Below are 14,532 nucleotides of genomic sequence, written 5' to 3' on the forward strand. Positions count from 1 at the left end.
TACGGCCGGAGCCGAGGGAATTCGCCTTAAGCTTCATTGCCTTTGGCAAGCGATACGCGCAAGTGTGGGACATCATGGCGGCAGTCGGGCAGCAATCGGGATCGGACACGGAGGAGGCCGCGCGCAGGCGCGGATTGTGGCCCAAGCAGTGGCGATGGCGGATCAGCCTCGGCCTGCTTGCGCTGATCGCCGTGACCCTCGCCGGAGCATGGTATTCGCGCGACCGGATTGCAGGGGTCTTCATCGACGACCTGCTGACGCAAAGCGGCGTCGATGCGGGCTACGAAATCGTCTCGATCGACCCCCGTCAACAGGTGCTCGCCAACCTGGTGATCGGCGATCCCGGTTCGCCGGATCTGACCATCGAGAAGGTCTTGGTCAGTCTGGAATACGGCTTGGCCGGGCCATACGTCGCAAGGGTCGAATTGATCCGGCCGCGCCTGTTCGGAACCTATCGCGATGGTGTCTTCAGCCTCGGGGCGCTCGATCCGCTGCTGTTCGCCGAGAGCGACCAGCCTCCCAGCCTGCCCCAGCTTGCAGTATCGATTATCGACGCGCGTGCGCTGATCGAAAGCGATTATGGAGCGATCGCCGCCAAGCTCGAAGGGGCGGGGCGGCTGGACGATGGATTCGGCGGAAAGCTTGCCGTCACCGCTCCCGGGCTCGGACTGCAAGGATGCAACACTCGCGCGGCGACAGCCTACGGCGATCTTTCGACAGCCGATGGCGTAGCATCCTTCAGCGGACCTGTGCGGTTGCGCCAGGCGAGTTGCGAAGGAACACAAATCGAATCCGCCGACATCGGGGCCGACCTTGCGCTTTCGAAAGACTTTTCGGTGGTGGGCGGGAAACTGGCGCTTGCCGCTTCCGCGATCGGGTTTGACGCGAATTCGCTCGACCGGCTGGCGGGCGATATCGATCTTGCATTTGGCGAGACCGGCCTCAAAGCACGGCACGATCTGACCGGCACGGGACTAACATCGTCTTATGCCTCAATGGCAGAACTGCGGGCCGAGGGCTCGCTGCGGAGCGATGCCGCCTTCACCCGCAGCGACTGGGACGTGGACCTCAGCGGCAAAAGCCTGCGCTTGGCTCGCGAGACGACCTCCATATTGGCCGACGTGCGGACTGTCGGCGCGGACACGCTGCTCGCACCGCTTCTGTCAAAGCTGGAGCGCAACCTCTCGCGCGCAACCGCCAACGGGCGCATGGCTGCTTCCGTCACCGTCCGGCTGAATGAGGCGGGAATAAATGTTGCCGTTCCAGAAGGCAGACTGACCGCCGCAAGCGGAGAACCTCTGCTGGCCGTGTCCCGCTTCTCCTGGACGAACGGCAATGCTGGAGACAGGCTTGCGGGTAACTTCGTCACCGGCGGCGAGGGCCTGCCAAGGATCAATGGACGGATGGAGCAGACCCGGGGCGGCGCTCTCGCGCTGCGCGCGACGATGGCCGAGTACGGCGAGGGGGGTGACCGTATTGCGATCCCGCGTCTGCAGGTCTCGCAGGACCGTTCCGGGGCCGTATCGTTCGCCGGCATCGCGAATGCGAGCGGGGCGGTTCCGGGCGGGAGCGTGACCGGTCTCGAGCTTCCGATTGAAGGGGCGTGGAGCCGCACGGGCGGCCTCGCCATAGGAACGAGGTGCGGCGAGGTCCGCTTCGGTTCGCTGGCGCTTTACCAGCTTTCCTTGCAGGGGCACCGGCTTGCGGTCTGCCCCGAGCCTGGCAAAGCCATGGTCAGCTATGATGACTCGCTCCGGATCGGAGTCGAGACCCGCGCGCTCGCACTCACCGGCGAGCTGGCGGGATCGTCGGCGCTCCTCAGCGCCAGTACAGGCTCGTTCCGATATCCCGGCGACTTCCAGCTCACCGACCTGCGCGCGATCATCGGAGAGGATGGCAGCGCGGTGCGTCTTTCGGCGAATGAACTGAGCGGCCGGATGGAACAAGAGCTCGGCGGCGAATTCGCGAGCGGTTCGGCGATGCTCGATTTCGTCCCGCTCGATCTTTCCGAATTGGCCGGCCGCTGGGCATACCGCGGTGAAACGCTGGTGATCGAAAAGGGTGCCTTTACCCTGACCGAGCGGATCGACGGTGTGGAAGTCCCGGAGCAGCGATTCGAAGCGCTGGCAGCCCGGGATGCGACGCTGAGCCTTGCAGAGAACATCATCACGGCGCAGGCAGACCTGCTCCACCCGGGCACCGGGCGGCTTGTGACCGCGGTCGATGTTACCCATGATCTGACGAGCGGCATCGGTCGGGCCGGTATCGATGTTCCGGGCGTAACCTTCGACAGCGACTTGCGACCCGAGGATCTCACCGGTCTCGCCAACGGCGTGATCGCTTTTGCAGACGGGACAATCACCGGCGAGGGCGATATCCGCTGGACCGCCGATACGATCACCAGCAGCGGCAATTTCGGGACCGAAAGGCTCGATATCGCCGTCGCTTTCGGTCCGATCGACGGGCTCAGGGGCAGGATCGAATTCACCGACCTGATCAACCTGACCACCGCGCCGGGGCAAGTGATCGAAATCGGAGCGCTCAACCCCGGGATCGAGGTTCTGGCGGGCAAGGTGCGCTTCGCACTGACCGACGGGACGCTGATTTCACTCGAAGATGCGCGCTGGCCCTTCATGGGCGGCGAACTGATCCTGCGCCCGGTCGATATTCGCTATGGCGAGCCGGGCGCACAGCGATACGTGTTCGAGGTCGTCGCTCTCGATGCCGCAAGTTTCGTCGCCCAGATGGAGCTCGGCAATCTCGGCGCGACGGGAACCTTCGACGGCACGGTGCCGATCGTGTTCGACGATATGGGTAATGGCTCCATCGAAGGCGGCTTGCTGATTTCGCGCCCGCCCGGCGGAAATGTCTCCTACATCGGCGAACTGACCTATGAAGATCTCGGGGCCATCGGCGATTTCGCTTTCCAGTCGCTTCGCTCGCTCGACTACTCGCAGATGAGCGTCGGGCTTTCGGGCGAACTGACCGGTGAAATCATCACCAACTTCCAGTTCGACGGTGTCCGGCAAGGGGCTGGCGCAAGCCAAAATCTCGTGACCCGCCAGCTTGCCAAGCTTCCGATCCGCTTCAAGGTGAATGTCCGGTCCGAAAGCTTCTTCGATCTGGGGACGATTGCACGTCTCTATCTCGATCCCAATTCCGCTCGAGATCCGCTTTCCATGGGTTTGTTCAAGGTCGAAAACGGCGTGCTTGTACCGAACAGGCGCGTTCCAGCCCCGCCGCCCGCGCCTGAAGATGAACCGACCGTTCAGCCCGAAGCCATTCAGAATCGAGAAAGCGAAGACTTGCCATGATCCACGAGGAATTGACCGATGACGGTATGGTTGCCAGTCACCGCATGATGAGCATTGGTTTTCTCAGCATTGCGCGGCGGGCGTTCGTTGTCGGGGCGGCACTGGTCGCTTCGGGGTGCATCAATATCAACGCGCCCGACGAAGCGATCGTGATCGAGCTGAATATCAACATCCAGGCCGATATTGCCTATCGGCTGGCCGAGGATGCCGGAAACGCGATCGACGAGAACGCGGACATATTTTGAAGGGCTGGGAAGCGCGTATGAACAGGAATTCGATCTTGGCAGCTCTGGCAGCCGCCGTGACACTCTCCGCAGTGGCTGCGCCTGCGCTTGCCCAGCGCGATCCTGCCTATGCGGCGGCCCGGGCTTCAGGACAGGTCGGGGAGAAGCCGGACGGATATCTCGGCATTGTCGGGGCCGCGACGCCGCAGCTTCAGGATCTGGTCAACGATATCAACATCAAACGCCGGGCGGTTTATGCCGATCGCGCGAAGGCGGAGCAGGTTACGCTTCAGGAATATGCCTTCACCGCCGGATGCCTTTCGATCGCGCGCACGACGCCGGGAGAGAAATACCAGACCCCTGCTGGCAACTGGGAAACCAGGACCAGCGCTCCTCCGACGCGCGATCCGCGGTGCCCGTGAATTCCCGCTCGGGTGGCATTCGAAGTGCGGAATAATCAAGACTCCGCGCGGCAAATACACCTCCCCCACGGTTGACTCGAATATGCCCCCCTTCTAAGGGGGCCACGCCCTCGGCGGGCACTTCTTTGCGTGTGCCTTGCGACCCCATTTTATGGAAGCTGGCATGAGCGACGAAAAGCCTGCACGAGAACCAATCGGCGAGGATGCGCGGATCGACGCGCTCGAGGCGCGGCTAAAGGCTGCACGCGAGCGGGAAGACGAACGCAACCGGCCAAGGATCAAGGGGTCCGATGCGAATTATCGCAGCGGGAACCGGGTTCTGGCCGACCTGCTCGGTGGGATTTTCGGTGGCTTGGTGATCGGTTGGGCGTTCGATGCGCTCGTCGGAACCACGCCCTGGGGTCTGTTGGTTGGCCTGTTCCTCGGGATAGGCGTGGCCTTCAGGAACATTATTCGAGCAGCGAATGCGCGTCCTGACGATCCGGGGAAGGATCAATAAGCGGGGCGCGTTTCGCATAAGGCATTAGGGACCGACACACCGTGGCAGCCGAAGAAGGCAAAGTCGATCCGATGAAGCAGTTCCTCATCGAGCCCGTTTTCGGCTCGAAGAACTGGGAACTGGCTGACGGCTTCAACATCGCATTCACCAATTCCGCGCTTTGGATGGCGATCACCGTCGTCCTGTTGTGGGCGTTCGTCGCCGGCGGCATGAAGCGTGAGCTCGTGCCCGGGCGCTGGCAGATGGCGGTGGAAAGCTTCACCGGCTTCATCGACGACATGCTTGAAGCGAACATCGGCAAGGAAGGGCGTAAGTACACGCCCTACATCTTCAGCCTGTTCATGTTCATCCTGTTCGCCAACCTGCTCGGCCTGATGCCGATCGGCGTGCTGGGCCTGCACCCGTTCACCTTTACCAGCCACTTCACCGTGACCGGCGTACTCGCGGTCCTGTCGTTCTCGATCGTCCTTATCGTCGGTTTCTGGAAGCACGGCATCCGCTTCTTCACCCTTTTCGTGCCGCATGGAACGCCGGCGCCGATGGTCCTGCCGATCGCGCTGATCGAGTTTTTCTCGTTCATGATCCGCCCGTTCAGTCTCGGCCTGCGACTGTTTGTCGCAATGATGGCGGGTCACGTTCTGTTGAAGGTTCTTTCGAGCTTCGTGATCGACGGCCTGAATGCCGGCGTTGGTACCAGCCTGATTGTCGCGATCCCCAGCTTCGTGCTGATGATCGGCATCAGCGCCCTGGAAATCCTTGTCGCCGGTATCCAGGCTTACGTCTTCGCCCTGCTCGCATCGCTCTACATCAACGATGCCGAGAACCTTCACTGAGTTTCACACAATTCCATTCCAACAGTTTTGAATTCAAAGGAGTTTTTCAAATGGAAGCAGAAGCAGCCAAGCTCGTCGGCGCAGGCCTCGCAGCGATCGGTGCCGGTATGGCCGCGATCGGCGTGGGTAACGTCTTCGGTTCGTTCCTCGAAAGCGCACTGCGCAATCCGGGCGCCGCAGACGGCCAGCAGGGTCGCCTGTTCATCGGCTTCGCCGCAGCCGAACTTCTCGGCCTGCTGGCGTTCGTCGTTGCGATGATCCTGATCTTCGTCGCCTAAGCATAAGATATCGTGCTGGCTGGTCGGCTTCGCGCCCACCGGCCGGCATGATCTCCCGATCACAGCAAGCTTCGGACCCGGTTCATGCCTCAGATAGACCAACTCCCCGAATTCTGGTCCAGCCAGGTTTTCTGGACGCTGATCTTTTTCGGCATCACCTTCTTCGTCATCGGGCGCGGTATGGTGCCCAAGGTGATGGAAACGGTCGCAATGCGCGACAAGCAGATCGCCGACGACCTCGCCGCTGCGCAGGCCGCCCGCGATGCTGCAGACGAGCAGGAGGAGGCGTGGCGCCAGCGCGAGAACGAGAATCGCGAAAAGGCGCAGGCGGTGATCGCCGAAGCCAAGGCCAAGGCAGCCGCCTCTTCGGAGAAGAAGCTCGCAGCGGCACAGAAAAGGCTCGATACCAAGCTCGCGAAGGCCGAGGCCGAAATCGACGCTGCACGCGAAAGCGCGATGGCGGAGATCGAGGACGTGGCTGCCGAAGCGACCCAGGACATCGTCGCCCGCCTTTCGGGCGAGACGGTGGACAAGAGCGCCGCGCGCACCGCGGTAAAGAAGGCGATGACCGATGCCTGATTTCCTTATTCTTCTCGCCGCTTCGGAAGAAGGCTACGCCGCTCCCGCCGCGTTCGGCATCCAGGATTACCAGTGGGTTTCGCTGGCGATGCTGGTGCTGATCGGCGTGTTCCTGTGGAAGAAGGTTCCCGGGGTGGTCACCGGTGGGCTCGACAAGAAGATCGACGAAATCAAGCAACAGCTTGACGAGGCGAAGAGCCTGCGTGCCGAAGCGGAAAAGCTGCGTGACGAATACGCCGCGAAGATTGCGAGCGCCGAGCAGGACGCGGAAAAGATGGTGGAAGGCGCGCAGCGCGAAGCCGACGCTATCCTCGAAAAAGCCCAGGCCGACAGCGAAGCCATGGTCGCACGGCGCAAGCGCATGGCCGAGGACAAGATCGCAGCGGCAGAGCGGGAAGCGATTGCCGGGGTCAAGGCGAAAGCGGTCGAAGCAGCCGCCAGCGCATCGCGCGATCTCATTTCCGAACGCCACACCAGCGCGGCCGATGCGAAGCTTGCCGACGAGGTCATTTCCTCGCTTTAGGAATTGTCCGGGTATTCCGGTTGGAGAGGAGAAGGGCGGTCCATTGCGGCCGCCTTTCTTATGTCTAGGAACCGGGTTCGAATACCACCTTGCCGACCAGTTCGCGGTTTGCCATCGCTTCGAATCCCTCGCGCCACCGGCTGAGTGGAAGAACCCGGTCGATCGCCGGAGTTATCCGGCCTTCGGCAGCCAGCCTGGCAATTTCGGCACGGATCGCTGCGCCGCGTTCCGGGAAGCGCCGGGCGTACTCTCCGGCGCGAAGCCCGACGATCGAGAATCCCTTGATGAGCGGAATGTTGGTCGCAACCTCGGCAATGCGTCCGCTAGTAAATCCCACCACCACGAGCTTGCCGCCGAACGCCACGCAGCGGGTCGATTCGTCGAACACATCCCCGCCGACCGGGTCGAAAACGATGTCGGCGAGCGCGCCGTCGGTCAGTTCGGCCACCTTTTCGCGAAACCGTCCTTCGGCGAGGATCACTGCTTCGGGATTGTACAGCGCCGCGATCCGCTCGCGCTTGGCTTCGACGCCGGTGGCCGCGATCACCTTCGCGCCCAGCGCCTTTGCCAGATCGACCGCCGCGAGACCTACTCCGCCACTCGCTCCGTGGACGAGCACCCATTGTCCTTCGTTCAACCTGCAGAGTTCCACCAGGCCGGTATATGCCGTCTGGTAGGCTGCGCCCATTGCAGCGGCAGCGGCGAAGTCGACGCCCTCGGGAATGCGCGAAAGACCTCGTCCAGGAATGCTCGCGAATTCCGCAAAGGCACCCGTCTTGTCGCCGCCCATCACCCGGTCTCCGGGCGCAAAGCCGCTGTCCGCATCGGCCTCGATCACTTCACCAGCCAGCTCCATCCCGCTGGTGAACGGCACCTCGGGTTTGAACTGGTAGGCACCGCGCGTCATCAACAGATCGGGGAAGTTGAGCGAAGCGGCACGGACGCGGACCAGTATCTCTCCCGGCTCGCGTCCGGGCTCGGGCGCATCGATCAGGCTGACGCCGCCGAGGTCGTCCGAGAGCGTTTCGACCCTGAGAGCCTGCATCGAACTCAGAAATTATCCTTGGCTTCGCGCAAGGCGGCGAACGTTTCCGGAGGCGTAGTGCCGCCCCATTTGGCCGTCAGCGCGGGATCGTCGGCGCGCAGGAAAGGATTGGTTGCAAGCTCGCGATCGAGTTGCGTCGGCACGGTCGGCTCACCGCGTTCACGTTTCGCAGCGATCTCTTCGGCATAGGCCTTGAGCGCGGCATTATCGGGATCGGCATGCAGCGCGAACTTGGCATTGGCCGCAGTGTATTCATGCGCGCAATAGAGCGTCGTTTCGGGCGGCAACGCCTTGATCCGCTCAAGGCTGGCCCAGAATTGCTTTGGCGTGCCCTCGAACATGCGCCCGCAGCCGAGCGCGAACACGCTGTCGCCGACGAAGGCAATGCCAGCCGAGGGGAGGTAATAGGCGATGTGGCCATTGGTATGGCCGGACACGTCGATTACCCGCGCCGTTTCCTCGCCGAGCTTCGCGGTGTCGCCGTGAGCCACCACCTGGTCAATAGGGGAGATCTTCTCGACTTCTTTTGGAGCAACCACTGTCGCGCCGGTCGCCTCGATGATGGCCTTGTTCCCGCCCGCATGATCCGGATGCCAATGGGTGTTCCAGATCTGCGTGATCCGCCACCCCTTGGTCTCGGCCTGTTTGAGGTATTCGTGTCCGTCGGGCGTATCGATCGCCGCGGTTTCATGGCTTTCTGTGTCATGCAGCAGGAAGCCGTAATTGTCGGACAGGCAGGGGAACTGGTGGACTGTAAGCATTGGGCGAGTGTACGCTCGACCACCGCAATAGAAAAGGCCCGACAACATCGCTGCTGCCGGGCCCTCTCTGATTTCGCCTTGGCGAAGAGCGGGAATTAATCCCCCTTCTTCAGCGCCTCGCCGAGGATGTCGCCGAGCGATGCGCCGCTGTCGGACGAACCGAACTGCTGCACAGCTTCCTTCTCTTCGGCGATCTGGCGCGCCTTGATCGAGAAGTTCGGCTTCTTCGAACGGTCGAAGCCGGTGACCATCGCATCGACCTTGCTGCCGACCTGGAAACGGTCGGGACGCTGCTCGTCGCGGTCGCGGCCGAGGTCGCTGCGCTTGATGAAGCCGGTCGCGCCATCGTCGCCAACCTGGACTTCGAGACCGCCATCGCGGACTTCGAGGATGGTCACGGTAACGACCTGGCCCTTGCGCAGCGCGCTGGCATCGGCGCCGTCGGCGCTCGGTGCGCCCTTTTCGAGCTGCTTCATGCCGAGGCTGATGCGTTCCTTCTCCACATCGACGTCGAGCACGACGGCCTTGACCATTTCGCCCTTGCGGTGGAGCGCCAGCGCGTCTTCGCCCGAGATGCCCCAGGCGATGTCCGACATGTGGACCATGCCGTCGACGTCGCCGTCGAGACCGATGAACAGACCGAATTCGGTGGCGTTCTTGACCTCGCCTTCGACTTCGGTGCCGACCGGATGCTTCTCGGCAAACTCGTCCCACGGGTTGCGCTGGGCCTGCTTGAGGCCAAGCGAGATGCGACGCTTTTCGCTGTCGACTTCGAGGATCATCACTTCGACTTCCTGCGAAGTGCTCACGATCTTGCCCGGGTGGACGTTCTTCTTGGTCCAGCTCATTTCGCTGACATGGACCAGGCCTTCGATGCCCGGCTCCAGCTCGACGAATGCGCCGTATTCGGTGATGTTGGTGACGGTGCCGGTGAACTTCGCGCCGACCGGATACTTGGCCGAAACGCCGTCCCACGGATCGCTTTCAAGCTGCTTCATGCCGAGGCTGATGCGCTGCGTATCGGCGTTGATGCGGACGATCTGCACGGTCACGGTCTGGCCGATCTCGATGATCTCGCTCGGGTGGTTTACGCGCTTGTAGCTCATGTCGGTGACATGCAGCAGGCCGTCGATGCCGCCGAGGTCGACGAAGGCGCCGTAATCGGTGATGTTCTTGACCACGCCGTCGATCACCTGGCCTTCGGTCAGGTCGCTGATCAGTTCGCTGCGCTGTTCGGCGCGGGTTTCTTCGAGCACCGCGCGGCGCGAGACGACGATGTTGCCGCGACGACGATCCATTTTCAGGATCTGGAACGGCTGCGGCATGTCCATCAGCGGGGTGACGTCGCGCACCGGGCGGATGTCGACCTGCGAGCCGGGCAGGAAGGCAACGGCACCGTCGAGGTCGACGGTGAAGCCGCCCTTGACGCGGCCGAAGATGCGGCCTTCGACCCGCTTGCCTTCGCCGAATTCGCTTTCGAGCTTGTCCCATGCGGCTTCGCGGCGGGCGCGGTCGCGCGAGAGCATCGCTTCGCCATCGGCGTTTTCGACGCGGTCGACATAGACTTCGACTTCGTCGCCGACCGACAAGCCGTGCTCATCTTCGCCGCGCATGAATTCCTTGAGGTTCACGCGGCCTTCCGACTTGAGGCCAACGTCGATCACGGCATTGCCAGCCTCGATCGCGGTCACGGTGCCTTTGACGACGCGGCCTTCGAAGCCTTCGTCACCAGCGGCGCCTAATTGTTCGTTGAGAAGCGCTTCGAAATCGTCGCGCGTTGGGTTGGGCGAAGTCGCCATGGATTCAGTTTCCTAATCGTTTTGCTACCGGCCACCGGTTCTACCGGGGTCTTTCTCCGTCTCCGACGCACCATTGCGGCGGTGTACGGGGCAAGAGGCCGACATCTCCGCACCGCCGGATGCAAGCGCGAAGGTCCACTCAATCTGAAAGGATTGGGAGAACGGGCGCGCGCTTAAGCCAAGTGGCCCCTGAAAGCAAGGGAAATGCAGCGTTCCGGCGGTCGGTCGATATCACTCAAGCCCGTTAACAACGAGGGCTGGCCGGGCAGCGACGTTGATGGTAGCGCTTCTGTGTTGGGGTAAGCATTGGGAGGATATCAATCATGAAGAAGACAAGTCTTGCAGTCGCAACGATTGCGGTCGCCGTATTTCCGGTAGCGCCGAGCCTGGCTCAGGGTAACGATGTGCATGTGTCGGGGCAGGGTCGCGCATTGAAGGAGCGCACATTCAGTGTGAATGTATTCGTGAATGCCGACGGCTCCGCGTCGGGACAAGCCCAGCTGGTGCGACGCGACTTTCCGACCAATACACCTGACAAGAACAAGCCGATCATCGAGAAAGTGAATGTGACCTGCGGCAATCGGGTCGACGCGAACACCATCGTGTTTGGCGGCGAGATCGAGCGTTCCAACAGCGATGGGCTGCCGACGACGCGCTATTTTGTGGTGCGCGATAACGGCAATCCGGGCGCAGGCACCGACGAGATTTCTTTCCTCGTGCCGACTTCGCTCGGCGCAGGCGATCCGCTGTTCTGTCTCAACCTTCCGGCAAGCGCGTTTCAGCTGGTCCCCATCGAGAATGGCAACCTGAAAATCAGGGGCTGACAGCCGCTTCGACAGCTTCGATCGCGGCTTCGATGGCCTCGTCGCGGTCGAAGCTCGTCGTGTCGATGATTAGCGCGTCGGGCGCAGCCTTGAGCGGTGCGTCCTTCCGGTTGATGTCGCGCGCGTCGCGGCGGACGATGTCCTTCTCGATCTCGGCGAGCGGGATCTCGAGATCGCGCCCGGTCATCTCCAGCCAGCGCCGGCGGGCGCGCTCCTGCACGCTGGCGGTGATGAACAGCTTCACATCGGCATCGGGAGCGATGACGGTGCCGATATCGCGCCCGTCGAGCACCGCGCCGCCGGGCTGGGTCGCGAATGCGCGCTGGCGCTCGAACAGCGCTTGCCGGACCTTGGGATGGATCGAGACACGGCTCGCGAGCCCACCCGTCGCCTCGCTGCGCAGTTCGGGATCCTCGAGCAGCTCGTCGGGAAAAGAGCAGGCTCCAAGCGCGTCTTCCTCATTGTCCGGATCACCGCCGTCGAGCCACACCTGGTGACCCACCGCGCGATAAAGCAGCCCCGTGTCGAGATGCGGCACGCCGAAATGCTCGGCGAGCTGCTTGGCGATCGTGCCTTTGCCCGATGCCGTGGGGCCATCGACCGCAATGATCACGAGAATATGTCCTTCGCCCTCGAAGGCGAGATCCGGCCTGCTTCCTGTCGTTTCCAGCGATGGTGCAAAATCACGAAGCCGATGCTGGCGAATATGAGATTCAGCCCGAAAGCGAACAGGTCGAATTCGCCATCGTTCCAGAACAGCACCGATCCAATCGCGAAAGCAAGCAGCACGATCGCTGCGTAGAGGCGGCGCTTGATCATGCAGACGTTGTGTCCTGCCGCCTTCGAGCGCGCAAGGCCTTGGCGATCCCGAATACAGCAATTGCGGCCCAAAATCCTTCAAGCACGAGGCTCGGCCAGTTGGTGTGCACGATAAGGCTGACGGTGAGCAGCGCTGCGCCAACGAGGTTCGTGCCGTGAAGGACGAACGGGTTAGGCCGCTCGGAGTACGTCAGATAGGCGTAGGCGCAAATGATGCAGGCGGTGCCGAGAAAGCCGACGAGCGAGGCCCAGTCAAATCCTATCATTGCAGCTTCTTTCCCGTACCACGACCCGGATATTTCCCGGTCGGCCAAACTGTGTGCCCGTCGGGAAACACGGCCTGACCGTATTCGGAAGACACGAAGTAGAACCCGAGGCCAAGGTGCTTCGCGATGGTCGATGCGCTTGCGCGGGCCATATCGGCGGCTTCCCACCGAAAGCCAAGGTAGATTGAATGTGGGCGAAAGCCGTAGTCGCCTGAGCGCAGCTGCCGGATCGGCGGTGAACTGGCGGGAAGATCGACTGCGTCCGGCCCGCTGATGGGGGTAAATATCTCGCGCATTTCGGCGTAGAAAGCCTTCAGCGCTTTGCTTTCTACGACTTCTTCGGACGAACTCGAATTGTCGTCGCCGTCGCGAATTTCGCTTTCGAACCATTCGCGAAACCCGTCATCGTTGCGCGGCGGAACTTCCGGGTCGAAGACAAGAAAATCATAACTCACCGGGAAGCACTTTCGAGCAGGTCCATGAAGTCGGGGAAGCTGGTCGCGATCGGGGCTGTGTCGTCCACATTCACCCCGTGGCGGCTTGCGAGACCTGCCACAGCCATGCTCATCGCAATGCGGTGGTCGAGCCGTGTTTGGACGCTTGCACCCTCCAGCGTGCCGCGCAGCGGTTCGCCTCCGGACCCTTCGATCGTGAGCCCGTCTTCGTGTTCCTCCACACGCGCGCCGGCCAGCGCCAGTGCCTTGGCCATGGCTGCCAGCCGATCGCTTTCCTTGACGCGCAGTTCCTCCAGGCCACTGGTCACGGTTGTGCCCTCGGCCAGCGCTGCGGCTACGAACAATACTGGGAATTCGTCGATCATCGAGGGGGCGAGGGACGGGTCGATTTCAGCGCCGGTCAGCACCGAATGCCGCACCCGCAGGTCCGCAACCGGCTCGCCACCAATCACCCTCCGGTCCCGTTCTTCAATCGATCCACCCATTTGCCGCAGCGCATGGACGATCCCGGCGCGGGTCTCGTTCATGCCGACATTCTCGATAAGCAGGTCGCTTCCCGGCACGATCAGCGCCGCGACGATAAAGAATGCGGCCGAGGATGGATCGCCCGGAACGACGACCTGCTGCGGCTGCAGATCCGCCTCGCCGTGGATCGAGATTTTGCGCTCGCCGCCTTCTTCACCGATCTCAATCGTCGCGCCGAACCCCTTCAGCATCCGCTCGGTGTGGTCGCGCGTTGCGACCGGCTCGACCACGCTGGTAATGCCCGGTGTGTTGAGACCGGCAAGCAGAACCGCGCTCTTCACCTGCGCGCTCGCAACCGGAAGACGGTAGGTAATCGGAACGGCGGGCAGTGCTCCGCGCAGCATGAGGGGCAGGGTTCCGCCCCGCGATGCTTCGAAACTCGCGCCCATCTGCGACAGGGGCTCGATCACGCGGTTCATCGGTCGGCCCGAAAGGCTGGCATCGCCTGTAAATGTCGCGCTGAACCCGTGGCTTGCAAGCAGGCCCATCAACAGCCGCGTCGACGTACCCGAATTGCCCATGTCGAGCGCCTGGCGGGGTTCGAGCAGACTTCCGAGGCCAGCGCCATGAACGCGCCACACGCCATCGTCGCCGCGTACGATATCCGCTCCCAGCTGGCGCATCGCAGCCGCGGTCGCGAGCACATCCTCGCCCTCGAGCAGCCCTTCGATCGTGCTTTCGCCCACGGCAAGCGAGGAAAACATCAGCGCGCGGTGGCTGATCGATTTGTCGCCAGGGACGCGAATTCGCCCTTTCAGAGGGCTTGAGGGAGTGAAAGTATGGCTGCTCATTGCGCGGCGGTCTTTGACAGTGCCCCGTCCTTCTGGCAAGGCGCGCCCGCTCTTGATTCCGGACATTTCCGGTCCCAATAAAATGCGCATACCGACGCCCGCCAGTTGAACGGGCAAGACTAAGGATTTTCAAGAATGGCGAAGCCAGAATGGGGCACCAAGCGTTCCTGCCCCAAATGCGGGGAACGCTTTTACGACCTCGGCAAGGACGATCCCGTTACCTGCATCGAGTGCGGGGAAACGTGGGATCCGGAGCCGGTGCTGAAGTCGAAGCAGCCGATCCCGTTTGAAGAGAAAGACAAGAAGAAGGACGGCGACGCTGACAGCGATCTCGCGGACGATGATGATGATCTGAAGGACATCGAAAACATCGACGACGATGACGATTCGCCCGACAACGACGTCGATCTTGGCGGCGACGATGACCTTGGCGTGTCCAAGGGCAAAGGCGACGACGACGACGACGATACTTGATTTTTGATCTTGCGTTTCGCGGGGAGCGGCCATAAAGCGCCCGCTCCTTGCGAGAGCAGGGGTTTGGCCTTATATTTGATGAGGTCGACACATCGATGATC

The 14,532-nt window shown here is 62.2% G+C and carries 18 protein-coding genes; 10 read left to right on the forward strand and 8 right to left on the reverse strand.

All coding sequences use genetic code 11. The annotated features are described in order from the left end of the window. The first annotated feature begins 74 nt into the window (after positions 1 to 74). The 8 genes from ACI5KX_RS07545 (at position 75) to ACI5KX_RS07580 (ending at position 6,672) form a co-directional block, all read left to right on the forward strand. Complete coding sequence (locus ACI5KX_RS07545) at positions 75 to 3,314, forward strand: YdbH domain-containing protein (RefSeq protein WP_406810057.1); 3,240 nt, start codon at positions 75 to 77, stop codon at positions 3,312 to 3,314. After that, positions 3,311 to 3,559: a YnbE family lipoprotein gene (locus ACI5KX_RS07550; RefSeq protein WP_406810058.1), complete on the forward strand. Its 249-nt coding sequence runs from the start codon at positions 3,311 to 3,313 to the stop codon at positions 3,557 to 3,559. Before ACI5KX_RS07545 ends, ACI5KX_RS07550 begins: the two co-directional genes overlap by 4 nt. 17 nt (positions 3,560 to 3,576) lie before the next feature. Further along, a complete protein-coding gene (locus tag ACI5KX_RS07555) occupies positions 3,577 to 3,960 on the forward strand; it encodes a YdbL family protein (protein ID WP_406810059.1) in 384 nt (127 codons plus the stop codon). A gap of 163 nt (positions 3,961 to 4,123) precedes the next feature. Then, on the forward strand, positions 4,124 to 4,459 hold the full coding sequence (locus ACI5KX_RS07560) for an AtpZ/AtpI family protein (protein ID WP_406810060.1): 336 nt from the start codon (positions 4,124 to 4,126) through the stop codon (positions 4,457 to 4,459). 71 nt (positions 4,460 to 4,530) lie between these two features. Beyond that, the gene (locus ACI5KX_RS07565) at positions 4,531 to 5,292 is read left to right on the forward strand and encodes a F0F1 ATP synthase subunit A (protein ID WP_406811340.1); all 762 of its coding nucleotides are present in this window, start codon (positions 4,531 to 4,533) and stop codon (positions 5,290 to 5,292) included. Between the two features lie 50 nt (positions 5,293 to 5,342). After that, a complete protein-coding gene (locus ACI5KX_RS07570; RefSeq protein WP_027442220.1) occupies positions 5,343 to 5,570 on the forward strand; it encodes a F0F1 ATP synthase subunit C in 228 nt (75 codons plus the stop codon). 84 nt (positions 5,571 to 5,654) lie between these two features. Then, positions 5,655 to 6,149, forward strand: coding sequence for an ATPase (locus ACI5KX_RS07575; protein WP_406810061.1), 495 nt, complete (start codon positions 5,655 to 5,657; stop codon positions 6,147 to 6,149). After that, positions 6,142 to 6,672, forward strand: a complete 531-nt coding sequence (locus ACI5KX_RS07580) for a hypothetical protein (protein WP_406810062.1) — start codon at positions 6,142 to 6,144, stop codon at positions 6,670 to 6,672. Before ACI5KX_RS07575 ends, ACI5KX_RS07580 begins: the two co-directional genes overlap by 8 nt. Positions 6,673 to 6,736: 64 nt before the next feature. Here ACI5KX_RS07580 and ACI5KX_RS07585 read toward each other — a convergent pair whose 3' ends face one another. The 3 genes from ACI5KX_RS07585 to rpsA all read right to left on the reverse strand — a co-directional run bounded on the left by ACI5KX_RS07585 (position 6,737) and on the right by rpsA (position 10,277). After that, complete coding sequence (locus tag ACI5KX_RS07585) at positions 6,737 to 7,717, reverse strand: NADPH:quinone oxidoreductase family protein (protein WP_406810063.1); 981 nt, start codon at positions 7,715 to 7,717, stop codon at positions 6,737 to 6,739. Between the two features lie 5 nt (positions 7,718 to 7,722). Then, entirely contained in the window at positions 7,723 to 8,478 is a 756-nt protein-coding gene (gene gloB / locus ACI5KX_RS07590; RefSeq protein ID WP_406810064.1) for a hydroxyacylglutathione hydrolase, read from the reverse strand. Between the two features lie 95 nt (positions 8,479 to 8,573). After that, the gene (gene rpsA / locus ACI5KX_RS07595) at positions 8,574 to 10,277 is read right to left on the reverse strand and encodes a 30S ribosomal protein S1 (RefSeq protein ID WP_406810065.1); all 1,704 of its coding nucleotides are present in this window, start codon (positions 10,275 to 10,277) and stop codon (positions 8,574 to 8,576) included. 323 nt (positions 10,278 to 10,600) lie between these two features. Here rpsA and ACI5KX_RS07600 point away from each other — a divergent pair, with 323 nt between their 5' ends. Further along, positions 10,601 to 11,101 (forward strand): hypothetical protein, encoded by a 501-nt coding sequence (locus tag ACI5KX_RS07600; RefSeq protein ID WP_406810066.1) that lies wholly within the window; start codon positions 10,601 to 10,603, stop codon positions 11,099 to 11,101. Here ACI5KX_RS07600 and cmk read toward each other — a convergent pair. From cmk to aroA, 5 genes are read right to left on the reverse strand one after another with little or no spacing between them, the layout of a single operon-like run. Then, a complete protein-coding gene (gene cmk / locus ACI5KX_RS07605) occupies positions 11,091 to 11,714 on the reverse strand; it encodes a (d)CMP kinase (protein ID WP_406810067.1) in 624 nt (207 codons plus the stop codon). The genes ACI5KX_RS07600 and cmk overlap by 11 nt on opposite strands. Then, entirely contained in the window at positions 11,711 to 11,920 is a 210-nt protein-coding gene (locus ACI5KX_RS07610) for a hypothetical protein (RefSeq protein ID WP_406810068.1), read from the reverse strand. The genes cmk and ACI5KX_RS07610 overlap by 4 nt, the downstream gene beginning before the upstream one ends. Beyond that, entirely contained in the window at positions 11,917 to 12,186 is a 270-nt protein-coding gene (locus ACI5KX_RS07615; protein ID WP_406810069.1) for a permease, read from the reverse strand. Before ACI5KX_RS07615 ends, ACI5KX_RS07610 begins: the two co-directional genes overlap by 4 nt. After that, the gene (locus tag ACI5KX_RS07620; protein ID WP_406810070.1) at positions 12,183 to 12,641 is read right to left on the reverse strand and encodes a hypothetical protein; all 459 of its coding nucleotides are present in this window, start codon (positions 12,639 to 12,641) and stop codon (positions 12,183 to 12,185) included. The genes ACI5KX_RS07615 and ACI5KX_RS07620 overlap by 4 nt, the downstream gene beginning before the upstream one ends. Then, positions 12,638 to 13,957 (reverse strand): 3-phosphoshikimate 1-carboxyvinyltransferase, encoded by a 1,320-nt coding sequence (gene aroA, locus ACI5KX_RS07625; RefSeq protein ID WP_406810071.1) that lies wholly within the window; start codon positions 13,955 to 13,957, stop codon positions 12,638 to 12,640. The genes ACI5KX_RS07620 and aroA overlap by 4 nt, the downstream gene beginning before the upstream one ends. A 135-nt stretch (positions 13,958 to 14,092) precedes the next feature. On the opposite strand from aroA, the gene ACI5KX_RS07630 reads away from it, so the two are divergent. Continuing rightward, entirely contained in the window at positions 14,093 to 14,431 is a 339-nt protein-coding gene (locus tag ACI5KX_RS07630) for an FYDLN acid domain-containing protein (protein WP_406810072.1), read from the forward strand. Positions 14,432 to 14,532 lie beyond the last annotated feature (101 nt).

The sequence above is a fragment of the Erythrobacter sp. GH1-10 genome (assembly GCF_045363165.1).
In the GTDB taxonomy this organism is placed as follows: Bacteria; Pseudomonadota; Alphaproteobacteria; order Sphingomonadales; family Sphingomonadaceae; genus Erythrobacter.

Excerpts from the sequence above, each read along its gene's own strand:
- ACI5KX_RS07545 (WP_406810057.1), top strand. The coding sequence starts at position 75 with ATGGCGGCAGTCGGGCAGCAATCGGGATCGGACACGGAGGAGGCCGCG.
- ACI5KX_RS07550 (WP_406810058.1), top strand. The coding sequence starts at position 3,311 with ATGATCCACGAGGAATTGACCGATGACGGTATGGTTGCCAGTCACCGC.
- ACI5KX_RS07555 (WP_406810059.1), top strand. The coding sequence starts at position 3,577 with ATGAACAGGAATTCGATCTTGGCAGCTCTGGCAGCCGCCGTGACACTC.
- ACI5KX_RS07560 (WP_406810060.1), top strand. The coding sequence starts at position 4,124 with ATGAGCGACGAAAAGCCTGCACGAGAACCAATCGGCGAGGATGCGCGG.
- ACI5KX_RS07565 (WP_406811340.1), top strand. The coding sequence starts at position 4,531 with ATGAAGCAGTTCCTCATCGAGCCCGTTTTCGGCTCGAAGAACTGGGAA.
- ACI5KX_RS07570 (WP_027442220.1), top strand. The coding sequence starts at position 5,343 with ATGGAAGCAGAAGCAGCCAAGCTCGTCGGCGCAGGCCTCGCAGCGATC.
- ACI5KX_RS07575 (WP_406810061.1), top strand. The coding sequence starts at position 5,655 with ATGCCTCAGATAGACCAACTCCCCGAATTCTGGTCCAGCCAGGTTTTC.
- ACI5KX_RS07580 (WP_406810062.1), top strand. The coding sequence starts at position 6,142 with ATGCCTGATTTCCTTATTCTTCTCGCCGCTTCGGAAGAAGGCTACGCC.
- ACI5KX_RS07585 (WP_406810063.1), bottom strand. The coding sequence starts at position 7,717 with ATGCAGGCTCTCAGGGTCGAAACGCTCTCGGACGACCTCGGCGGCGTC.
- gloB (WP_406810064.1), bottom strand. The coding sequence starts at position 8,478 with ATGCTTACAGTCCACCAGTTCCCCTGCCTGTCCGACAATTACGGCTTC.
- rpsA (WP_406810065.1), bottom strand. The coding sequence starts at position 10,277 with ATGGCGACTTCGCCCAACCCAACGCGCGACGATTTCGAAGCGCTTCTC.
- ACI5KX_RS07600 (WP_406810066.1), top strand. The coding sequence starts at position 10,601 with ATGAAGAAGACAAGTCTTGCAGTCGCAACGATTGCGGTCGCCGTATTT.
- ACI5KX_RS07610 (WP_406810068.1), bottom strand. The coding sequence starts at position 11,920 with ATGATCAAGCGCCGCCTCTACGCAGCGATCGTGCTGCTTGCTTTCGCG.
- ACI5KX_RS07615 (WP_406810069.1), bottom strand. The coding sequence starts at position 12,186 with ATGATAGGATTTGACTGGGCCTCGCTCGTCGGCTTTCTCGGCACCGCC.
- aroA (WP_406810071.1), bottom strand. The coding sequence starts at position 13,957 with ATGAGCAGCCATACTTTCACTCCCTCAAGCCCTCTGAAAGGGCGAATT.
- ACI5KX_RS07630 (WP_406810072.1), top strand. The coding sequence starts at position 14,093 with ATGGCGAAGCCAGAATGGGGCACCAAGCGTTCCTGCCCCAAATGCGGG.